Origin of the sequence: Streptomyces nigra (assembly GCF_003074055.1) — a bacterium.
GTDB lineage: Bacteria > Actinomycetota > Actinomycetes > Streptomycetales > Streptomycetaceae > Streptomyces > Streptomyces nigra.
The window spans coordinates 551,802-571,923 of sequence record NZ_CP029043.1; the positions used below are offsets into that span (position 1 = coordinate 551,802).

At 73.0% G+C, this 20,122-nt stretch carries 17 protein-coding genes; 10 read left to right on the top strand and 7 right to left on the bottom strand.

The features are described 5' to 3' along the window. Positions 1 to 33 precede the first annotated feature (33 nt). The 3 genes from DC008_RS02595 to DC008_RS02605 all read right to left on the bottom strand — a co-directional run bounded on the left by DC008_RS02595 (position 34) and on the right by DC008_RS02605 (position 2,490). Positions 34 to 741 carry a chitinase gene (locus tag DC008_RS02595; protein WP_425276563.1) on the bottom strand — a complete coding sequence of 236 codons (708 nt, stop codon included), beginning with the start codon at positions 739 to 741 and terminating at the stop codon, positions 34 to 36. 199 nt (positions 742 to 940) lie between these two features. Beyond that, positions 941 to 2,137 carry an RNA polymerase sigma factor gene (locus DC008_RS02600; RefSeq protein ID WP_108705509.1) on the bottom strand — a complete coding sequence of 399 codons (1,197 nt, stop codon included), beginning with the start codon at positions 2,135 to 2,137 and terminating at the stop codon, positions 941 to 943. Further along, positions 2,134 to 2,490, bottom strand: coding sequence for a YciI family protein (locus tag DC008_RS02605; RefSeq protein WP_108705510.1), 357 nt, complete (start codon positions 2,488 to 2,490; stop codon positions 2,134 to 2,136). Before DC008_RS02605 ends, DC008_RS02600 begins: the two co-directional genes overlap by 4 nt. Positions 2,491 to 2,589: 99 nt before the next feature. Here DC008_RS02605 and DC008_RS02610 point away from each other — a divergent pair, with 99 nt between their 5' ends. Continuing rightward, a complete protein-coding gene (locus DC008_RS02610; RefSeq protein WP_108705511.1) occupies positions 2,590 to 3,660 on the top strand; it encodes an acyl-CoA dehydrogenase family protein in 1,071 nt (356 codons plus the stop codon). A 117-nt stretch (positions 3,661 to 3,777) separates the two neighbouring features. Here DC008_RS02610 and DC008_RS35355 read toward each other — a convergent pair whose 3' ends face one another. Next, positions 3,778 to 3,945, bottom strand: coding sequence for a hypothetical protein (locus tag DC008_RS35355; RefSeq protein ID WP_164492252.1), 168 nt, complete (start codon positions 3,943 to 3,945; stop codon positions 3,778 to 3,780). A gap of 264 nt (positions 3,946 to 4,209) precedes the next feature. Here DC008_RS35355 and DC008_RS02615 point away from each other — a divergent pair, with 264 nt between their 5' ends. The 4 genes from DC008_RS02615 to DC008_RS02630 all read left to right on the top strand — a co-directional run bounded on the left by DC008_RS02615 (position 4,210) and on the right by DC008_RS02630 (position 8,371). Continuing rightward, on the top strand, positions 4,210 to 5,736 hold the full coding sequence (locus DC008_RS02615) for an SDR family oxidoreductase (protein ID WP_108705512.1): 1,527 nt from the start codon (positions 4,210 to 4,212) through the stop codon (positions 5,734 to 5,736). Positions 5,737 to 5,983: 247 nt separating this feature from the next. Beyond that, the gene (locus DC008_RS02620) at positions 5,984 to 7,354 is read left to right on the top strand and encodes a cryptochrome/photolyase family protein (RefSeq protein WP_108705513.1); all 1,371 of its coding nucleotides are present in this window, start codon (positions 5,984 to 5,986) and stop codon (positions 7,352 to 7,354) included. Positions 7,355 to 7,481: 127 nt separating this feature from the next. Next, positions 7,482 to 7,922 (top strand): SPW repeat protein, encoded by a 441-nt coding sequence (locus DC008_RS02625; protein WP_108705514.1) that lies wholly within the window; start codon positions 7,482 to 7,484, stop codon positions 7,920 to 7,922. A gap of 185 nt (positions 7,923 to 8,107) precedes the next feature. Then, on the top strand, positions 8,108 to 8,371 hold the full coding sequence (locus DC008_RS02630) for a GlsB/YeaQ/YmgE family stress response membrane protein (protein ID WP_055619720.1): 264 nt from the start codon (positions 8,108 to 8,110) through the stop codon (positions 8,369 to 8,371). A gap of 78 nt (positions 8,372 to 8,449) precedes the next feature. On the opposite strand, the gene DC008_RS02635 is transcribed toward DC008_RS02630, so the two are convergent. Continuing rightward, positions 8,450 to 9,229, bottom strand: coding sequence for a GNAT family N-acetyltransferase (locus DC008_RS02635; RefSeq protein WP_108705515.1), 780 nt, complete (start codon positions 9,227 to 9,229; stop codon positions 8,450 to 8,452). A 142-nt stretch (positions 9,230 to 9,371) separates the two neighbouring features. On the opposite strand from DC008_RS02635, the gene DC008_RS02640 reads away from it, so the two are divergent. From DC008_RS02640 to DC008_RS02650, 3 genes are all read left to right on the top strand, one after another. Then, complete coding sequence (locus DC008_RS02640; RefSeq protein WP_108705516.1) at positions 9,372 to 9,857, top strand: nucleoside deaminase; 486 nt, start codon at positions 9,372 to 9,374, stop codon at positions 9,855 to 9,857. Between the two features lie 130 nt (positions 9,858 to 9,987). Beyond that, positions 9,988 to 14,277 (top strand): aminotransferase class I/II-fold pyridoxal phosphate-dependent enzyme, encoded by a 4,290-nt coding sequence (locus DC008_RS02645; RefSeq protein WP_108710535.1) that lies wholly within the window; start codon positions 9,988 to 9,990, stop codon positions 14,275 to 14,277. 7 nt (positions 14,278 to 14,284) lie between these two features. After that, entirely contained in the window at positions 14,285 to 15,013 is a 729-nt protein-coding gene (locus DC008_RS02650; RefSeq protein WP_108705517.1) for a class I SAM-dependent methyltransferase, read from the top strand. A gap of 334 nt (positions 15,014 to 15,347) precedes the next feature. Here DC008_RS02650 and DC008_RS02655 read toward each other — a convergent pair whose 3' ends face one another. Together DC008_RS02655 and DC008_RS02660 are read right to left on the bottom strand one after the other, a co-directional pair. Further along, positions 15,348 to 16,202, bottom strand: a complete 855-nt coding sequence (locus tag DC008_RS02655; protein WP_108705518.1) for a GNAT family N-acetyltransferase — start codon at positions 16,200 to 16,202, stop codon at positions 15,348 to 15,350. Positions 16,203 to 16,370: 168 nt separating this feature from the next. Continuing rightward, positions 16,371 to 17,030, bottom strand: coding sequence for a chaplin (locus DC008_RS02660; protein ID WP_108705519.1), 660 nt, complete (start codon positions 17,028 to 17,030; stop codon positions 16,371 to 16,373). 293 nt (positions 17,031 to 17,323) lie between these two features. Here DC008_RS02660 and DC008_RS02665 point away from each other — a divergent pair, with 293 nt between their 5' ends. Next, positions 17,324 to 18,904: an alpha/beta hydrolase gene (locus DC008_RS02665; RefSeq protein ID WP_108705520.1), complete on the top strand. Its 1,581-nt coding sequence runs from the start codon at positions 17,324 to 17,326 to the stop codon at positions 18,902 to 18,904. Positions 18,905 to 18,982: 78 nt separating this feature from the next. After that, positions 18,983 to 20,080 (top strand): baeRF3 domain-containing protein, encoded by a 1,098-nt coding sequence (locus tag DC008_RS02670; protein ID WP_108705521.1) that lies wholly within the window; start codon positions 18,983 to 18,985, stop codon positions 20,078 to 20,080. Positions 20,081 to 20,122: the final 42 nt, after the last annotated feature.

The following is a 20,122-nucleotide window of genomic DNA, read 5'->3' on the forward strand; positions in this document are numbered from 1 at the left end:
AGTGTCGCACACGCCACGGGACCCGGAGGGCGGTCAGCAGTAGAGGTTGCCGCCGGGGGTGACGCCGAGGATCTGGGTGAAGCGCCGGTAGGCGTCGACGCGGCTCTGGACCTGGGCGGGGTTCTTGCCGTCGCATTCCAGGCTGCCGTTGATGGAGCGGATGGTCTGGCCGAAGCCGGCCTGGTTGACCATGGCGTTGTGGGGGGTCATGGAGCCGGGGCCGGTCTGGGTGTTCCAGTACCACAGGCCGGTCTTCCAGGCGACGGCCGCCTCGTTCTGCACCCGCCAGGGGTTGTTGAGCAGGTCGATGCCGAGGGCGTCGCCGGCCGCCTTGTAGTTGAAGTTCCAGGACAGCTGGATCGGGCCGCGTCCGTAGTACGCGGCCTGGCCCGCCGGGCAGCCGTACGGCTGACCCCAGTCGCAGTAGTGCGGGTAGTTGGCGGTGTTCTGCTCGACGATGTGGACGAGGCCGCCGGTCTCGTGGTTGACGTTGGCGAGGAAGGCGGCCGCCTCCTGCTTCTTGACCGTGTCGCTGCCCGAGTTCGCGAAGCCGGGGTAGGCGCTGAGCGCCGCGACCAGGCCGCTGTAGGTGTAGAAGGAGTTCCGGCCCGGGAACATCTGGTTGAACTGGGCCTCGCTGACGACGAATCCGGCGGCGGAGGCACTCTGGGCGGGCTGGAGCAGCAGCGCGGTGCTGCCCAGGGCCAGCGAGGAGACGAGTGCGGCCAGACGGCGCTTCAGCACGTGATCAGCTCCTTTGCGGAGAGCACGGCCGCACCCGGACAAGGGCATGACAAATCAAGGCCTTGTGCGCACGCGCCGACGAAGTCGGCCACGGTGTGGGGGCGGCCGTGGTGGGGGGTGTGGGGACACACTCAACCGCTTTGGTCTGTACCAGTCAAGGGTGTAGACCAGTCAACTCGGCCGGAGGGAAAGGCGGTCAGGGCTCCCGGGCGATCTCCCGGCACCGGCGCGTGAGGTAGGCCCGTTCGGCGGGGCTCTCGGAGAGCTCGACGGCCCGCTCGTAGGCGCGTACGGCCTCCGTGGTCCGGCCCAGGCGGCGCAGCAGATCGGCGCGGACGGCGTGGAACACGCGGTAGCCGTCGAGGTCCAGGGCGTCGACCAGGGCGAGGGCGGGGCCCGGTCCGTCGGTCTCGGCGACCGCGACCGCCCGGTTCAGGGCCACGACGGGGCCGGGCGCGACGGCCATGAGCTGGTCGTAGAGCTGCCGGATCTGACCCCGGTCGGTGCGGGTCGCGTTCGGCGCGTCGCTGTGCACGGCCTGGATCGCCGCCTGGATCTGGTACGGCCCCGGACGGCCGAGTCGCAGGCACCGCCGGACGAGCGCCTGCCCCTCCGCCACGAGGGAGTGGTCCCAGCGGCTCCGGTCCTGTGCGGGGAGCGGGACGAGCGTGCCGTTCTCGTCCCGCCGGGCGGCGCGTCGGGACTCGACGAGGAGCATCAGGGCCAGCAGCCCGGTCGCCTCCGGTTCGTCCGGCATGAGGTCCGCGAGCAGCCGGCCGAGGCGCACGGCCTCCTCGCACAGCGCGGGCTCCCCGTCGCAGCCCTGGTTGAAGATCAGGTAGACGACGGCCAGCACCGCCGTGAGCCGGTCGGGCAGGTCGGCGGCGCGCGGCACCCGGTAGGGGATGCGGGCGTCGCGGATCTTCGCCTTGGCCCGCACCAGCCGCTGCGCCATGGTCGGTTCGGGCACCAGGAAGGCCCGGGCGATCTGCGCGGTGCTGAGCCCGCCGAGCAGACGGAGGGTGAGGGCGACCCGGGCCGGCATCGCCAGGGCGGGGTGACAGCAGGTGAAGATCAGGCGGAGACGTTCGTCGCGCACGGGGCCCTCCTCGGGCGGTGCGTCGGGGGCGTGCAGCAGGGCCGCCTGCGCGTGCCGCCCGTCCCGGGTCGCCTCGCGGCGCAGCCGGTCGATCGCGCGGTTGCGGGCGGTGGTGACGATCCAGCCCGCCGGGCTCGGCGGCACACCGGTGCGGGGCCAGCGTTCCATCGCGGTGGTGAAGGCGTCCTGGACGGCCTCCTCGGCGAGGTCGATGTCGCCGAGGAGGCGGACGAGGACGGCGACCGCACGGCCGTACTCCGCGCGGAAGACCACCTCGACGTCCGGTCCGGTCATCGCTCCCCGGCCTCGCCGACGAACGGCCGCACCTCGATGGGCAGCGTGGTGGCCAGGGCGAGCCGACGGCCCCACGCCAGGGCGGCGTCCAGGTCGGGCGCCTGGATGAGGCTGATGCCGCCGAGCATCTCCTTGCCCTCGGCGTACGGCCCGTCGGTGACCAGGACGTCGCCGTCGCGGGGCCGCAGCACCGTGGAGGACTCCGGTCCGTGCAGTCCCCCGGCGAACACCCAGGCCCCCGCCTCGCGCAGGTCCTGGTTCAGGGCGTCGAGGTTCTTCCCGATCTCGGCGAGGACGTCCGGGGCGGGCGGCTCTCCGACCGGTTGCATCACACTGAGCAGGTAGTACTTCATGACGGCCTCCTGGGGCGTCGTACCGGTCTTTCACCCTCTACACGAACGGCACGCCCCCGGATCGACACCTCGCGGGGCCGTACGGCGAGAATTCTCGTCATGACCAGCCAGGACCACCCCACCGTCACCGACCGCGTCGAGGACCACCCGCTCGTCGAGCGCGCCCGGCAGGTCGCCGCCGATCTGCTCGCGCCGCAGGCCGAACGCGTCGACCAGGAGGGCGTGCCCGCCGGGCACATCGAGGCGATCCGGCGTTCGGGGCTGCTCGGGGTGAGCGCCCCGCGCGAATACGGCGGCTGGGCGGCGCCCGCGGCGGTGGCGCGGCGCACGGCGGAGATCCTCGCGGGTGCCTGCTGTTCGACGTGGTTCGTGCAGACCCAGCACCACACGCCGGTGGCGACGCTGGCCGCGTGCGAGGGCCCGGTGCGGGCGCGCCTGCTCGGCCCGATGGCCCGCGGGGAGCTGCTGTCGGGGGTGGCGTACGCGCATCTGCGGACGTACCCGCGCACGCCCGTGCGGGTCACCGAGGAGCGCGGCGGTCTGCGGTTCGACGGGCGGGTGCCCTGGTACACCGGCTGGGGGCTCAACGACGTGATGCTGCTCGCCGGGATCTCGCGGGACGGCGAGGCGGTGTTCGCGTTCACCGAGGCCAGGGAGCAGCCGGGGCTGCGGCCCTCGGAACCGATGCGGCTGGCGGCGCTCACTGCGTCCCGCACGGTCTCGCTGGAGCTGGACGGGCTGCGGCTCCCGCTCGAGTCCGTCGCGCTGCGGCTGCCGTACGAGGAGTGGGCGGCGCGGGACCGGGGGAAGACGGTCAGCGCCTCACCCGCGGTGTTCGGCATCGCCGAGGCGGCGCTCGCCCTGCTGGACGACGAGATGGCCGAGCCGTTGCGCGGTCGCCTGGAGACGGTCCGGGAGCGGGCCTACGCACTGGCCGACGCGCCCGGCACCGAGGCGGACCTGGCGGAGCGCCTGGGACTGCGGATCGACGCGGCCGAGCTGATGCGTACGGCCACCACGGCGGCGGTCGTGGCCGGCGGCGGCCGTTCCCTCTCCTTGTCCAGTACGGCCCAACGCCTCGCGCGGGAGGCCCTGTTCCTGCTGGTGCAGGGCCAGACGGCCGCGTCGCGAGAGGCCCATCTGCGGGTGCTGGCCACGGGGAAGCCCTGAGCGGAGCCGTGCGGCCGGGAGCGGTCAGCCCTGGTCGGCACGGAGAGGCCCGGAGCAGAGCCGTGCCGGCCGGGGGCGGTCAGAAGCCCTGAACGGAGTCGTGCCTGCCGGGCGCGTTCAGTCCTCGTCGGCCGCCGGGACCACGACGAGGAAGGCGTCGGACTTCAGGTCCATCACGACCGTCGCCGGTTCGCCCTCGGCGCGGCGCTCCGCCGCGTACTCCTCCGCCGGCCACGATCCGCGCGGCGACCCCGCGGGAAACCGCTCCAACACCTTCGCGCCCATACCGGCAGCCACCTCCGCACCGTTGCCCCTGTCATCGGACGAGAACCGAAGCGTCGGCTCCCACCCGGTACATCCCGTCTGCCCCCGCCCGCCACGAGCATGTCCACGACTTCCCGCCCGGTCAGCGGTGTCCGGCCCGCCGGATCAACCCGAACGGACGAACCCTGCACGCACGGGGGTACGACGTGGCCCGCGGCGCATCCCGATCGGGCGTCGGCGGGGAAGTCCTCACGAAGGCCCCGACAGGTGAGGACGACCGACGGCATGGAACACGACGCGGCGGATGAGGGAGTGCGGTGCCTGGTGACGGGCGCCACCGGATACATCGGCGGGCGCCTCGTGCCCGAACTGCTGGCCGCCGGGCACCGGGTGCGCTGTCTGGCCCGCTCGCCGGAGCGGCTGCGCGACCACCCGTGGGCCCCGGACGCGGAGGTGGTGCGCGGCGACGTCACGGACGCCGCGTCGGTGGCCCGCGCCCTGGAGGACATCGACGTCGCCTACTACCTGGTGCACGCGCTGGGCACCGGCAAGGACTTCGAGGACACCGACCGCAGGGCGGCGCGGACCTTCGCCGAGCAGGCCCGGGCGGCGGGCGTACGGCGGATCGTCTACCTCGGGGGCCTCACCCCGGCCGGTGTGCCGGAGCACGAGCTGTCCCCGCATCTGCGCTCGCGGGCGGAGGTCGGGCGCATCCTGCTCGACTCCGGGGTGCCGACGACCGTGCTGCGGGCGGCGGTCATCATCGGCTCGGGCTCGGCCTCCTTCGAGATGCTGCGCTACCTCACCGAACGGCTGCCCGTGATGGTCACGCCCAGCTGGGTGCACACCCGTATCCAGCCCGTGGCCGTACGGGACGTGCTGCGCGCCCTCGTCGGCAGCGCCCTCATGCCGCCGGACGTCGACCGGGCCTTCGACATCGGGGGCCCGGACGTGCTGACGTACCGGGAGATGATGGTCCGATACGCGCAGGTGGCCGGGCTGCCCCGGCGGCTCATCCTGCCGATTCCGGTCCTCACGCCGGGGCTGTCCAGCCACTGGGTGGGGCTGGTGACACCGGTGCCGTCGTCCATCGCCCGGCCGCTGACCGAGTCGCTGCGCCACGAGGTGGTGTGCCGCGAGCACGACATCGCCCGGTACGTGCCGGACCCGCCGGGGCATCCGATCGGCTTCGATGAGGCGGTACGGCAGGCGCTGCGGCGGGTGCGCGACGCGAAGGTGTCCACGCGGTGGTCGTCGGCGTCGGTGCCGGGCGCGCCCAGCGACCCGCTGCCCACCGACCCCGACTGGGCGGGCGGCAGCCTCTACACCGATCACCGCGAGCTGGTGGTGCACGCTTCGCCGGAGGCGCTGTGGCGGGTCATCGAGGGGATCGGCGGGGAGAACGGCTGGTATTCGTTCCCGCTCGCCTGGGCCGTGCGGGGGTGGCTGGACCGGCTGGTGGGCGGGGTGGGGCTGCGCCGCGGGCGCCGGGACGCGGCGCGGCTGAGGGTCGGCGACTCGCTGGACTTCTGGCGGGTCGAGGAGATCGAGCCGGGCAGGCTGCTGCGGCTGCGCGCGGAGATGCGGCTGCCGGGGCTGGCGTGGCTGGAGATGCGCGTGTTCACCGGTCCGGACGGCCGTATCCGCTACCGCCAGCGCGCCCTGTTCCATCCGCACGGGCTGGCGGGCCACGCGTACTGGTGGGGCGTGTCGCCGTTCCACACGATCGTGTTCGGCGGGATGGCCCGCAACATCGCGCGGGCCGCGGCGGGTTCGTCCGCGCCCGCGATGCAACGCACCGCCTCTCGCTAGGGCCTTTCGTTTGGATCAGCCCGGCTGCGGCCAGGACGACATGGTGACGTGCCCGAGCGGGGGCTGGTGCGTGCAGCCGCAAGGCGGAGGAGGGCGGCGACGCGATGGGGCCCCTCCCGCGCGAGCGAAGCCGAGCGTGGGGGAGTCGGCAACCGACGACAACGCCGCAGATGCGCGTGCCGGACCCCGCGACGCCGGGATGATCCAAACGAAAGGCCCTGGTTCCGCACCCCCGGGAGCACCCCTCATGAGCGTCTCGATCGTCCTGTTCACCAGCGACCTGCGTCTGCACGACCATCCGCCGCTGCGTGCGGCTCTGGACGGCACCGACGGGACCGTTCCGCTGTTCGTGCGGGATACGGCCGTCGACGCCGCCGGGTTCGCGGCGCCCAACCGGCTGGCGTTCCTCGCGGACTGTCTGCGCGATCTGGACGCCGGGCTGCGTGAGCGGGGCGGCCGGCTGGTCCTGCGCCGGGGCGACCTGGTCGAGCAGGTGTGCCGGGTGGTGACGGAGGCGGACGCCGCCGAGGTGCACATGGCGTCCGACGTCAGCGCCCACGCCCAGCGCCGCGAGGAGCGGCTGCGCCGGGCCCTGGAGGCGGAGGGCGTAAGGCTGCACGTCCACGACACGGTGACGACCGCCGTCGCCCCCGGCGCGGTGACCCCGGCGTCCTCCGACCACTTCGCCGTCTTCACCCCGTATCTGCGGCGCTGGTCGGACCATCGGATGCGGGACCCGCTCGGCGCGCCGCGCGCGGTGCGCGTCCCGGACGGCGTGGGGTCCGAGCCGCTGCCCGAGCGGAGCACGCTGTCCGGGCTGTCGGAGGGGCTCGCGTCGGGCGGGGAGAAGGAGGGCCGGCGCCGGCTGACGGCCTGGCTGCGCGACGGCGTGGCCGCCTACGCGGACCGGCACGACGACCTCGCCGGTGACGCCACGTCCCGGCTCTCCCCGCATCTGCACTTCGGCACCCTCTCGCCCGTCGAGCTGGTCCACCGGGCCCGCCGGGCGGGCGGCGCGGGCGCCGAGGCGTTCGTACGGCAGCTCGCCTGGCGGGACTTCCACCGACAGGTCCTCGCGGCACGGCCGGCGGCCGCCACGGCCGACTACCGCACGCGTGGCGACCGCTGGCGGCCGGAGCGGGAGGCGGAGCGGGACATCGCCGCGTGGCGGGAGGGCCGTACCGGCTATCCGATCGTCGACGCGGCGATGCGCCAGCTGCGGCACGAGGGCTGGATGCACAACCGGGGGCGGCTGCTGACGGCGAGCTTCCTCGCCAAGACGCTGTACGTCGACTGGCGGGTCGGCGCCCGGCACTTCCTGGACCTGCTGGTCGACGGTGATCTGGCCAACAACCAGCTGAACTGGCAGTGGGTGGCCGGGACCGGCACCGACACCCGCCCGAACCGCGTGCTGAACCCGGTCCTGCAGGCCAAGCGGTACGACCCCGAGGGCCGTTACGTCCGCCGCTGGGTGCCCGAGCTGGCGGAGGTGCCGCGCGCCGTGGTGCACGAGCCGTGGCGGCTCGGCGACGACGACCGTGCCGCGCTCGGCTACCCGGCCCCGGTCGTCGAGCTCGCCGAGGGTCTCGACCGCTTCAAGCGCGCCCGGGGTCGCTGAAGCGGTCGGTCCCCGCAAGCACCCCAGCTCTACACATAAGGAAAAAATAAGAGCAGAATGGTTGAAGGTGGTATCCAACGCACACCGTTCCTCGAGCGGTGTGCGCATGAGTCGAAGGAGACGAGTCATGGCCGACGTCTCGCACACCAGAGGTGACATGGCCAGCCATCCGGACGTATCCGCGATGCGGGACCGGTACGACCGCATGCTCGGGGGCCGCGATGTGACGCTCCTGGACGGACCGGTGTTCCTGCTCGGTCTGTACTGCGCCGCGTCCCCCTGGATACTCCACTACACGACGAGCCAGCCGGCGCTGGTGACCCACAACCTGATCATGGGCATCGCCATCGGTCTGCTGGCCCTCGGGTTCACCCGGGCTCCTGAGCGCATGTACGGCCTGAGCTGGGCCTTCTGCGCGATGGGCGTCTGGATGATCATCGCGCCGTGGATCGTCGGGGACAGCCCGGACGCCGGCGTGGTCGTGAACAACATCATCATCGGTGCGCTGGCCGTGGTCCTCGGTCTGCTGTGCGCCGGCACGGCGGTAAGGAGCACCACCAGGTCGTAGCGCACCGAGGCAGGGGACATCGCCCGGGGCCGGTCCGCACGGCGGGCCGGCCCCTCCGTGTCCATGACCGCGTCCGTGACCGTAAGGCTGTTCGAGGTGATCCGGACTGTCCGGCGTTTCGCGGGGCACTCGCTGTGATGCGGGCACAGCCCGCCGTGATGCGGGGATCGGAGAAGAGGAGCGACATGGAGATCTCGGGGATCATCAGTGCCATAGTGATCGGCATCGTCATCGGTGTGCTCGGACGGCTCGTCGTCCCGGGCCGCCAGCGCATCGGCGTGCTGTGGACGATCCTCGTCGGTATCGTGGCCGCACTGATCGGTTCGGCGATCGCCGCCGGTCTGGACGTGGGCGACACGGACGGCGTCGACTGGGTCGAGTGGCTCATCCAGATCGGTCTCGCCGCGCTGGGCGTCGTCGCACTGGACCGGGCGAAGGCCCGCCGCTGACATCAGGCGCGGCGACCCACCGCGCACGAGGCACAGGCCCGCGACCGGCTCCGGTCGCGGGCCTCGGCGTGGGCGCCCTCAGGGCGTGAACACATGAGGTGTCGTCGTGGTCAGCGCCGCGAAGCCGAGCCGCTCCAGGATGGGGCGACTGGTGCTCATGGCGTCGACCTGGAGGTACCGGTAACCGCGGTCCGCCGCCGCACGGGCGCGGTACGCGACGAGGGCGCGGTAGAGCCCCCGGCCCCGCCAGCCCTCGACGGTCCCACCGCCCCAGAGCCCGGCGAACCGGGTGCCGGGCACGAGTTCCATCCGCGCGGCGCTCACGGGCTCACCGTCGTCCGTCACGGCGACCACGGCGAGCAGGGTGTCCTCGCCCGTGGCGAGATGCGCGAGCACCCGCTGCCGGATCGATTCACCGTCGCCGCCGAACGCCCGGCGGTGCACCTCGGCGACGAGATCGGCACCGGCGGCGTCGGTCACGGGAACGAGGCGTAGCCCGGCCGGCGGCTGCACGTCCAGGTCCAGGGCGGCGGCCTCCGCGACCATCACCGTCTCCTCCGGCTCCGCCGTGAAGCCCGCGCCCCTCAGCCGCCGGCCCAGGTCGAGGGGGCGGTCGTGGCCGTACAGCTTCCACTCGAACTCGAGCCCGAGGCCGCCGAAGTGATCGATCTGCGCGGCGATGGCCGCGTCGGCGGTCGACTCGTCCAGCGCGGACCAGACGACGCCGTTCCACCCCGGCGCCGGCGACACCTGCCGGACGACCGGCCCTGCCCGCTCCACGACGGCGTCCGGGCCGTCCGGCCGCGCCCCCTGGCGCAGATCGCGGTCGAAGAGGGCGAGTACGGCGGCGGGATCCATGCGGTCACCTCAGCACCAACCCGGGGCGGCGGCAAGCGTATTACCGCGCGGCCGCGCCCCTGCCGGGCCTCGGCGCGCCACGGCCCCGTCCGTCGGCGACCATGGAGGACCGCACGGAACCGATCCTGGAGGAGGACCCACCATGGTCGTCGAGGACGCCGAACTGCCGTATCTGCGCCGCTGTGTCGAGCTGGCCGCCGAGGCCCTGGACGCGGGCGACGAGCCGTTCGGCTCGGTCCTGGTGGGAGCGGACGGCACCGTCCTGGCCGAGGACCACAACCGGGTCGCCTCCGGTGACCGCACCCGGCACCCGGAGTTCGAGCTGGCCCGCTGGTCCGCCGCCCATCTGTCCCCCGAGGAGCGGGCGGCGGCCACGGTGTACACCTCCGGCGAGCACTGCCCGATGTGCGCGGCCGCGCACGCCTGGGTGGGCCTGGGACGGATCGTGTACGTCGCCTCGTCGGAGCAACTGAGCGGCTGGCTTGCCGAGTTGGGCGTGCCGCCGGCGCCGGTGCGGCCGCTGCCGGTGCACGAGGTGGCACCCGGTGTGACCGTCGAGGGGCCGGTGCCCGAGCTGACGGAGGACATCCGGGCCCTGCATCGGCGGTTCCACGGGCACGCCGGCTGACGGCCCGTCCGCCCGAGATGCAGGCGCCGATCGGGGGTGCCTACGATCGAGGATGGGCACAGACCAGGTGGAGGGCCCGGTCTCCACCGAGGGTGCGAGTCGCCGGCCGTGGCCGCCGCCCCGGCGGCTGATGATCGCCTACGGCGCCCTGGTCGTCGCGGCGACGGCCGTGTACATGACGGTACCGGACGCGCTCACTCCGGTGTGGGCGCTGATCGGTCTGTCCGGTGTCGTGGCGATGCTGGCCGGCACGCATGTGAACCGGCCCGCCCACCGCTGGCCCTGGTGGGTGCTGGCCGCGGCGCTGTTCTCCTTCATCGCCGGCGACACGTACTACAACGTGGTGGAGACGTACTTCCACGTCGAGAATCCGTTCCCCTCCCCCGCCGACGCCTGCTACCTCGTCACCTATCCGCTGTTCGCCGTCGGCCTCTCCGGCCTGGTCCACTACCGCTGGACCGGTCACGACCTGCCCGGACTGGTGGACGCGCTGATCCTGACCGCGGGACTGGCGCTGCCCGTCTGGGCGTTCCTCGTCCGGCCGCTGACCGAGATCGACGGGCTGACCTGGGAGCAGCGGGCCATCAGCATCGCCTATCCGCTCGGCGACGTGCTCGTGCTGGCCCTGCTCGCCCGGCTGCTGACCCCGAGCGGCACGACCCGGAACAACACCTCGCTGGCGCTGCTCGTCGTGGGCACCGTGACCCTGCTCGGCTTCGACATCACGTACGGGATCCTGCAGCTGCACGAGGAGTGGCGGACCGGCACCCTGGTGGACTCCGGGTGGATCGTCTTCTACGCGGCGTGGGGACTGGCCGCGCTGCACCCGTCGATGGTGGAGCTGACGGCGTCGGAGCCGGTGCGCGAGTCGCTGCTGCCGCCGCCGCGCCGGCTGCTGCTGCTGGCGGTGGCCACCTTCGTCGCGCCGACGGTCCTGCTGATCGAGGGGGTGAAGGACCGGCCGCACGGTGTCCCGGTCATCGCCGCGTTCTCCGCCACGCTGTTCCTGCTGGTCATCCTGCGGCTGGCCGGCATGGTGGTGGCCCATCGCCGGGCCGTGGAGCGGGAACTGACGCTGCGCGCGGCCGGTGCCTCGCTGGTGTCGGCGGTCCGGCAGGAGGAGGTCGTCCGCTCCTGCGAGGCCGCCGTCGACCGGCTGCTCGGGCCCGCGGTGCGGCACCGCACGCTGCTGCTGCCGGCCGAGCGGACGTCGGCGCTCACCCCGCGCCACGCCCGGCTGGTCGCGACCGACAGCCTGGAGCCGGAGATCGCGGCCCGCCTGGACGGACTGAGTTCCGCGCTGGTCTGCCCGATGGTGCCGCCCGACCGCCCGGCCGGGGACATCCCGGGCGTGCTGGTGGTGGCGGGGCCCCCCGGACGGCTGAACGAGACCCGGAGCTCGCTGGAGATCCTCGCCTCGCACGCGGGTCTCGCGAAGGAGCGCGTGGTCCTGCGCCAGGAGGTCATCCGGCGGGAGAGCGAGGCGTACTTCCGCACCCTCGTGCGCAACGCGTCCGACGTCATCCTGATCCTTGAGGACGACGACGTGATCCGGTACGCCAGCCCGTCCGCGGCCTCCGTGTTCGGCAGCTCGGACCTGGTGGGCCGGGTACTGCCGGACCTCGTGGACCCCGGGGACCGGCAGCGGGCCGCCCGGCAGCTCGCGGCGGTCCGCGAGATCGGCCCGCGGGCCACCCACGACCACTGGTGGGTGCGGCATCCGGACGGCCGGTGCGAGGTGGAGGTGCGGTGCAGCGACTTCCGTGACGAGCGCACCGTGGCCGGTCTGGTGGTCACGCTGCGGGACGTCACCGAGCAGCGGCGGCTGGAGCACGAGCTGACCGAGCGCGCCTTCCACGACTCGCTGACCGGGCTGCCGAACCGGACGCTGCTGCTGGAGCGCATCGAGCGCGCGCTGCTGCGCGGGCACCGCAAGTCGTCGCTGACCTGTCTGCTCTTCATCGACCTGGACGACTTCAAGCTGGTCAACGACACGCTCGGGCACTCGGCCGGCGACCATCTGCTCAAGGACGTCGGCATCCGGCTGTCGGGGACGCTGCGGCGCACCGACACCGCGGCCCGGCTCGGCGGGGACGAGTTCGCCGTCCTGATGGAGGACGCGCGGCAGCCGCTCGACGCGGAACTGCTGGCAGCGCAGGTGATCCAGACCTTGACCCGGCCCTTCGCGATGGGCGGCGAGTCGGTGACCGTGTCGGCGAGCGTGGGCGTGGCGACGGCCCGGGACAGCACGGACGCCGACGAGTTGCTGGGCCACGCCGATCTGGCCCTGTACGCGGCGAAGGCGGCGGGCAAGCGGCAGTGGCGCCGCTTCCGGCCGCTGCTGCACAGCCGCATGATCGAACGCCACAATCTGCAGAGCCGACTCGCCAAGGCGGTAGCGGCCCGGGAGTTCGCGCTGCGCTACCAGCCCGTCGTGGACATCGCCGCCGGCGAGGTCGTCGGCTTCGAGGCGCTGGCCCGCTGGCCGCGCACCGCGCAGCGGCCGGTCACCCCGGAGCAGTTCATCACCCTGGCCGAGGAGACCGGGCACATCGCCGCCCTCGGCTCATGGGTCCTGGAGAAGGCGGCCCATGACATCGCGGGTCTGCAGGAGGAGCACGGGGCGGAGCGCCCGCCGTACGTCAGCGTCAACGTCTCGGCCCGGCAGTTCCGGGACAACGGGTTCGTGCAGCAGGTCGACCAGGCCCTGCGGACGCCGGGGCTCGCGCCGGGCAGTCTCCAGCTGGAGCTGACGGAGACGGTGCTGCTGCGCCGGGACACCCAGGTCCAGTCGATGCTGCGGTCCCTGAAGGACCTGGGGGTGCACATCGCGGTCGACGACTTCGGCACCGGCTTCTCCTCGCTGCGCTATCTGCGGGACTTCCCCATCGACGTCCTGAAGATCGACAAGTCGTACATCGACGACATCCCGCGTGACGCCCAGCAGGTGGCGCTGGTCGAGGGCATCGTGCACATCGCGGACACCCTGGGGCTCCAGGTGATCGCCGAGGGCATCGAGGAGCCCGACCAGCGGGACCTGCTGGCCAAAATGGGCTGTCGGTTCGGGCAGGGGTATCTGTTCGCCCGGCCGATGACGCTGGAGGAGAGCCGGCAGGTGCTGCGCCGGGACGGCGGCCGGTCCGCGCCGGGCACCGGAGAGCGGCGCCGCGACGGCGACCGGCCGACCCTGCCGGTGCGTGGCCGGCGGGTGGCCCGGGAGGGCGACCTGGACCGGCTGCGCCGTACCAGCCCGATGACGGACGCCGTCCTCGACGAGGTCCGCGGCCGGCAGATCCGCAGCCGCGGGCACTGGCTGATCGACTTCGCCTCCTGCAACTACCTGGGCTTCGACTGGGACCCGGAGATCGCCGCCACCATCGACCCGGCGGTGCAGGAGTGGGGCACGCACCCGAGCTGGTCGCGGCTGCTGGGCAGTCCCCGGCTGTATCCGCGGATCGAGGAGCGGCTCGCGGAACTGCTGAGCGCCCCGGACACCCTGCTGCTGCCGACGCTGACGATCATCCACACCTCGGTGATCCCGGTCCTCGCCGACGGCGGGCAGGTCTTCGTGGAGGCGACCGCGCACCGCACGGTGTACGACGGCTGCACGGTGGCCCGCGGCCAGGGCGCGACCCTGCGCCGGTTCCACGCCGAACGCCCGGAGGAGCTGGACGCGTTGCTGGCCGCGGCCCCGGCCGGCGCGCCCCGGCTGGTCTGCGTGGACGGGGTGAACAGCATGACCGGCAACATCCCCGACCTGCCCACGCTGGCCGCCGTCTGCCGGGACCGGGGCGCCACCCTGTACGTCGACGACGCGCACGGCTTCGGTGTCATCGGCGAGCGCTCCCCCGTCGAGCCGTGCCCGTACGGCTTGCGGGGCAACGCGGTCGTACGGCACACCGGCGAGACGTACGACGGGATCGTCCTGGCCGCCGGGTTCTCCAAGGCGTACTCGTCGCTGCTCGCCTTCCTGGCGCTGCCCACCGACCTGAAGAACCGGCTGAAGACGGCCGCCGCCCCCTATCTGTACTCGGGCCCCTCGCCCACGGCGTCGCTGGCGACGGCGATGGCCGGGCTCGAGGTGAACGCCCGGCGCGGAGACACCCTGCGCGCCGACCTGTACCGCCTGACGGCCCGGGTCCTTGACCATCTGGACACCCTCGGGGTGCGCACCCTGAACAGCGACCGGCTGCCGATCGTGGAGATCCCGCTCGCCGACCCGTCCGACCTGGAGCAGGTCGCGAGGTTCCTGTGGCAGGAGGGCATCTATGTCACGGTGGCCGCCTATCCGCTGGTCCCCCGGGACCGGGTCGGCTTCCGCGTCCAGCTCACGGCGCTGCACACGCACGAGGACATCGACCGGCTGAACGACGTCCTCACCCGACTCTCCGCACGTTTCCCGCTGCGGCCGAAGGACTGAGCCGAGCATGATCACGCACAACGACGACGTGGACTGGGACCGCTGGCCGGTGGCCGACTACCTCGCGGAGAACTACCGCGAGGTGCACCCCTGCGACGCGGCGGTCATCGCCCACCACTCGGCGTTCTACCGCCGGCTGCCGCCCCGCTCGCTCGGCCGCTCGGTGGAGTTCGGCGCGGGACCGAACGTGTATCCGCTGATCCTGGCCGCCGCGGCGAGCCGCCGGGTGGAGGCGGTGGAGGCCGGCGCGGGCAACGTGGCCTATCTGGAGCAGCAGATCCTGGACGGGCCGGACGCCAGCTGGCTGCCGTTCCACGACCTGTGCCGCCGTCTGAACCCCGACCTGCCGGCCACGCTGGCCGGGGCGCTGGCCCCGGTGCACGTGGTGCACGCCGATGTGCGGGATCTGCGGCCCGGCCACTACGACCTGGCCTCCATGCACTTCGTGGCGGAGGGTGCCACCGAGGACCGCGCCGAGTTCACCGCGTTCTGCCGGACGTTCGTCCGGTGCGTGGCGCCGGGCGGACATCTGGTGGCGGCGTTCATGGAGAACATGCCGACGTACCGGATCGGCCCGGCCTCCCGCTGGCCGGGCTGCCCCGTGGACCCGGACATCGTGTCGGAGGTGTTCACCCCGCTCACCCGCGAACTCGCCGTCACCCGCATCGACGCCGACCCGACGCTCCCGGACTACGGCGACTCGGGGATGGTGCTGCTGGCGGGGCGGGCGCGCTAAGAGCTCCGAACAAAAGTGGAGTCCGATCAGCTCGCGGCGTCTGGCGCGTGCGATCGCAAGGCGCCGGAAGCCCTGGTAGCTGGGGCCACCAGAGGCTTTCGGCAACGCGGCGAGCGTGCGGGCCAGACGCCGCGGGCCGGGCTCCATTTTTGTTCGGAGCTCCAAGGGCTGTCCCGTCATTCCCGGTGGATCGGCGCGCGGCGTCGGATGCGGTGCATCGCGAGGCGGCGGGCCGTCCGCAAACTGGATGCATGCGGACGGCCCGACAACGCGGCGAGGTGCCGTAGCCGGCGTCGCACGCCCGCCGGGAATGACGGGACAGCCCTTAGCCGGGCTATCCCAGTTCGAGGGTGGTGACGCCGAAGACCCGGTCCCGGGCGTACGGGCGGACCGGCCCGGTGTACATGCGGGCCGTCTCGAAGGACGGGGTGAAGCCGGCCGCCTCGACCAGAGCGACGCCCGCCGGGTTGGTCTCGGGCACATCGACGGCGACCTCGCGGCCACCGGTGTGTGCGGCCAGCGCGTCGAACAGGGCCCGGGCGTCCTCGGGGCCGTCCGCGAACAGCGGGCCGATGCGCGGGCCGTCGTGTCCGGGCCGTACGACGCCGTACCCGGTCACACGGCTCCCGGAGCGCCGGACGACGGCGTGGTGGCCGGGGGCGCCGAGCCACGCGCGCAGGAAGCGGGGCCGGTCGGCCGGTGTGCACAGGGCGTCGTAGGCGAGGAGGTCCTCGATGTCCTCCGGCCGTACGGCGCGGACGCCCTCCGGTGTCCGGGTGGCGGGGGCGACGCCGGTCCAGCGGGTGGTGCGGTGGGCGTGGGCGAAGCCGGAGCGGCGGTAGTTGCCCTGCTGGGCGACGACGCCGTCGAGGCCGACCGTGCGGTCCCCGGCGTGTGCGAGACCGGTCCGCCAGGTGGCCAGGCCGAGGCCGCGGCCGCGCAGGTCGGGGCGGACGAGATAGCAGCCGAGGAAGGCGTAGTCCGGGCCGTAGGTGACCACGGAGATCGCGGACACCGGCTCGCCGTCGATACGGCCGAGGAAGAAGCCGTCGGGGTCCTGTGCGAAGAACGCGGGTCCGTCGGACAGCCCCGGGTTCCAGCCCTCGGCGGCGGCCCAGCCGCTGATGACCGGCCAGTCCTGCGGCCCTGCCCGGCCGACGACGAGGTCCGTGGGGGCCGCGAGGACCATGGGGGCGCTCCGTTCGAGGGGGGTGCGGTCACGCGGCATCCTCGCCGATCCCGGGGGCCCGGGTCACGACATGATCAAGCCGATGCCACGCCCGGCCCCGTGACGCACAGAAGGCCCCACCTCCCGTGTCCAGCGGGTGGGGCCTTCACGCGATGACCGACGACGGGGTCAGCGCACCGCCTGGGCGCGGAAGCGCCGGTAGAGGACGGCACCGCCGAGGACGAGCGCCGTGGCGCCCGCCGCGAGCGGGGCGGCCGCGTCCGCGCCCGTGTGGGCGAGGACCGCTCCGGCCTCGTGCGGCACGTGCGCGGGCGGCATCGACCGCACCTCGGGAGCCTTGGGCTTTGCCTTCGGCTCGGGGGCCGGCAGCGTGGTGGCGGGCGTGTCCTCGCCCGAGGTGTTCACCGACTCGTTGTCGATGGCCGCGTTGCCGACACCGATCACGTTCACGCTGTTGCCGGTGACGTTGACCGGCACGTGCAGCGGCAGCTCCACGACGTTGCCGGAGCCGATGCCGCCGGACTCGGTCGCGACGCCCTTCGCCTTCGCCCCGCTCACCGAGGACGCGGCGGACGTGCTGTCCTCCTCCTTCTCCTTCTTCTTCGCACCTCCGTCCTCGTTGACGCAGGTGTTGCCGACGGCAGGGTTCAGCAGCCCCACCACGTTCACGGTGTTCCCGCACACGTTCACCGGAACGTGCACCGGAACCTGGACGGTGTTCCCGGAGAGCACTCCGGGCGAGTCGGCCACGGCGGCGTCCGCCGCGGAGTCGGCGTAAGCCGGGAACGTCACGGCCATCGCGCCCGAGGCGGCAGCGATGGCGATCACACCGTTTCGGGTAACCCGTCTCATAGGGTCCCTGCCTTCCAGACATGGTCACGAGCACTCGCCCGCACCGGATAAAACGCGAGCGATCCATCCGAGTTATGGCTTATCGGCCATTCACCCCATCGAGTGCCTGGCAGTCGAACTAGGGGTAAACGGTCTGATCACCGCACAAGTCGCACAGGCGGCCGACGCACAGGTGCGCCGTTCGTGCGGAGGCGACCATTCCGGGTGCCGCCTATCGTGAGCCGAGGACGCCGCTCCCCGGACCGCGACGGGCGTCCCTGGAGGCATCGATGCCGGCAAAGCTGTCCACGCGCCCCTTGCTGCGGCGCAGCGCCGTCACCTGCGCGGTCGGGCTGGCCGTGATCGGCACCGGCCTGCCGACGGGCAGACCGTCCGAGCCCGACGTGTCCCGCTTCTACGAGCAGAAGGTCGCCTGGGGCAAGTGCCCGGGCGAGGGCATGCCCAAGGACATGCAGTGCGGCAAGATCACCGTTCCGCTGGACCACGACCGCCCCCGCGACGGGACACTCGAACTGGCGCTCGCCCGCTATCGGGCGACGGGTGACCGCAAGGGTTCGGTGCTGGTGAACTTCGGCGGGCCGGGCGGCGCGGGTGTGCCCCAGTTCGCGGGCGCGGGCAAGGAGTTCATGAGCCTGACGGACGACTACGACATCGTGACGTTCGATCCCCGCGGGGTGGGCCGCTCCTCCCCGGTGAGCTGCGGGGACGGCAAGGAGCAGATCGACCTGCCCGATGACGACGCGGAGGTCCGCCGCGATCCGGAGGCCGTGCTGGACGGGCTGCGAAAGGCCGCCGACGCGTGCGCCCGGCACTCGGGCCCGGTCCTGCCGCACATAGGCACCGTCGACGCCTCGCGCGACCTGGACGTGATGCGCGCGGCGCTCGGCGACAAGAAGCTCAACTACCTCGGCTTCTCCTACGGGACGCGGCTCGGCGCGGTCTACGCCGCCCAGTTCCCCGACAAGGTCGGGCGGTTCGTGCTCGACGGCGTGGACACCCTGACGGAGCCGCTGGCGGAGCAGGGGGTGGCCGGCGCCGAGGGGCAGCAGAAGGCGCTGGACGAGTTCACCGACTGGTGCGCGCAGGACGTCGCGTGCCCGTTCGGGACGGACGCGCGCCAGGCCCGCCGGTATGTGGTGATGCTCGTCGACTCCCTCGACAAGGACCCGGTGCCCTCGGTGTTCGGTGAGCCGTTCACGGGGCAGGACCTGGTCGGCGCGATGGGCAGCGCCCTCTACAGCAAGGAGTTGTGGCCCTCGCTGGAGCGCGCCCTGGCCACGCTGGTCGAGGACGGCAGCACCCACGCCATCGAGGCGTTCGCCGGTGGCGGGGCCTCCCCGACGCGCCGCGCGCAGGCCGGGGACGACGACGGCGGCCTGACCGACCCGGAGGACGTCCCGCTCGACAACCCCGCCGCGGCGATGATGGCGATCAACTGCGCCGACGACCCCGACCGTCCCGGCGGCCGGCAGATCACCGACGGCCTCGACCGGCTGCGCGCCCGCTACGAGGAGGCCTCACCGGTCTTCGGCCGGCACCGGCTGACCGAGGTGCTGATGTGCTACGGCCGCCCGCGGGGCACGGACTTCATCCGCGAGGACGTCAAGGACCTCGACACGCCGAAGATGCTGCTCGTGGGCACCCGCGGCGACCCGGCGACGCCGTACCGCTGGACCATGGAGACCGCGCGGCGGCTGGGCTCGTCGGCCGTGGTCCTGGACAACAAGGGCAGCGGGCACACCGGTTACGCCTCGTCCAAGTGCGTCCACGGCAAGGTCGACGCGTTCCTGCTGTACGGCACGCTGCCGCCGGACGGCAGTTCGTGCGCACCCGACGAGGAGCGCGAGTAGTCCTCCGGCCGGCGGCCCCCGACCAGGTGAGGGATTGCCCCAAATGCCCGAAGGGCGAATCGGTCCTATCGTCTTCTTATGGAGCACGCACTCAGTCCCACCACCCTGTCCGAGCTGCGGCGCCCGCGCCCCTATCCGGCCGTGTCCGTGCTGACGCCCACACATCGCCGCGAGCCCTACCGGGCCCAGGACCAGGTCCGGCTGCGCAATGTCGTCGCCGAGGCCAAGAAGCAGCTGGAGAGCGATCCGTCCGTCACCCGGGAGCGCCGGGCGGAGGTCGAGCGCGAACTCGACCAGGCCCTCGCCGAAGTGGACCTCACCTACGCCGAGGACGGCCTGGTGATCTTCGCGGCCCCCGGCGAACACCAGGTGTGGTCGCTCGCCCGGTCCGTGCCCGAGCGCGTGGTGCTCTCGGACACCTTCCTCACCCGCAACCTGGTCTCCGCACAGGCCGCCGAGCGGCCTTACTGGGTGTGCTCGGTCGCCGCCGACCGCGTCACCCTGTGGACCGGCACCCTGGACCGCATCACCGAGGCCCGGATCGGCGGCTTCCCCCTCACCCGGCGTCCGGAGAACTTCGACGCCGAGCGGCGCGAGCGGATCGGCGACACCCCGAGCACCTTCCGCGACGAGGACACCCGGCACTTCCTCAAGGACGCCGACTCCGCGCTGGCCGCCGTCGTACGGCGGGATCCGCGGCGCCTGTACGTCACCGGGACGCCGGCGGCGCTGTCCCTGCTGGACGAGATCGGCGGCGCCGCGAAGCTCGCCGTGCACATCCCGCACGGCGGTCTGGCGCACGGCACCCGCGACGCGGTGTGGCAGGCCGTCCAGCCCCGGATCACCGCCGACCTGCGGGAGAGCACGGACCAGGTGATGCGTGAACTCGTCGCGGCCCGGGGCCGCAAGGCGTACGCGGCCGGGGTCGACGAGGTCTGGCAGAGCGCCCGGGAAGGGCGGGTGCGGCTGCTGGCCGTCGAGGAGAACTTCCGGATGACGGTGCGCGGCGAGGACGGCGACCATCTGATCCCGGCGGCGAGCGGCGAACTCGACGCCCGCGAGGACATCGTGGACGAGATCGTCGAGCAGTGCCTGGAGACCGGCGCCGACGTCCGGTTCGTGCCCGACGGCACCCTGGACGACGCCGAGCGGATCGCGGGCGTGCTGCGCTACTGACGGGCGACGGGACGACGAGGAGGTACGGCCGCGGTCGGCCTC

Bases quoted from the DNA above. Each gene is read 5' to 3' on its own strand.
- DC008_RS35355 (WP_164492252.1), bottom strand. From the start codon at position 3,945: ATGGGCGCGAAGGTGTTGGAGCGGTTTCCCGCGGGGTCGCCGCGCGGA.
- DC008_RS02625 (WP_108705514.1), top strand. From the start codon at position 7,482: ATGGCCGACGTCTCGCACACCAGAGGTGACATGGCCAGCCATCCGGAC.
- DC008_RS02600 (WP_108705509.1), bottom strand. From the start codon at position 2,137: ATGACCGGACCGGACGTCGAGGTGGTCTTCCGCGCGGAGTACGGCCGT.
- DC008_RS02655 (WP_108705518.1), bottom strand. From the start codon at position 16,202: ATGGTCCTCGCGGCCCCCACGGACCTCGTCGTCGGCCGGGCAGGGCCG.
- DC008_RS02635 (WP_108705515.1), bottom strand. From the start codon at position 9,229: ATGGATCCCGCCGCCGTACTCGCCCTCTTCGACCGCGATCTGCGCCAG.
- DC008_RS02630 (WP_055619720.1), top strand. From the start codon at position 8,108: ATGGAGATCTCGGGGATCATCAGTGCCATAGTGATCGGCATCGTCATC.
- DC008_RS02605 (WP_108705510.1), bottom strand. From the start codon at position 2,490: ATGAAGTACTACCTGCTCAGTGTGATGCAACCGGTCGGAGAGCCGCCC.
- DC008_RS02665 (WP_108705520.1), top strand. From the start codon at position 17,324: ATGCCGGCAAAGCTGTCCACGCGCCCCTTGCTGCGGCGCAGCGCCGTC.
- DC008_RS02620 (WP_108705513.1), top strand. From the start codon at position 5,984: ATGAGCGTCTCGATCGTCCTGTTCACCAGCGACCTGCGTCTGCACGAC.
- DC008_RS02670 (WP_108705521.1), top strand. From the start codon at position 18,983: ATGGAGCACGCACTCAGTCCCACCACCCTGTCCGAGCTGCGGCGCCCG.
- DC008_RS02645 (WP_108710535.1), top strand. From the start codon at position 9,988: ATGATCGCCTACGGCGCCCTGGTCGTCGCGGCGACGGCCGTGTACATG.
- DC008_RS02640 (WP_108705516.1), top strand. From the start codon at position 9,372: ATGGTCGTCGAGGACGCCGAACTGCCGTATCTGCGCCGCTGTGTCGAG.
- DC008_RS02615 (WP_108705512.1), top strand. From the start codon at position 4,210: ATGGAACACGACGCGGCGGATGAGGGAGTGCGGTGCCTGGTGACGGGC.
- DC008_RS02650 (WP_108705517.1), top strand. From the start codon at position 14,285: ATGATCACGCACAACGACGACGTGGACTGGGACCGCTGGCCGGTGGCC.
- DC008_RS02610 (WP_108705511.1), top strand. From the start codon at position 2,590: ATGACCAGCCAGGACCACCCCACCGTCACCGACCGCGTCGAGGACCAC.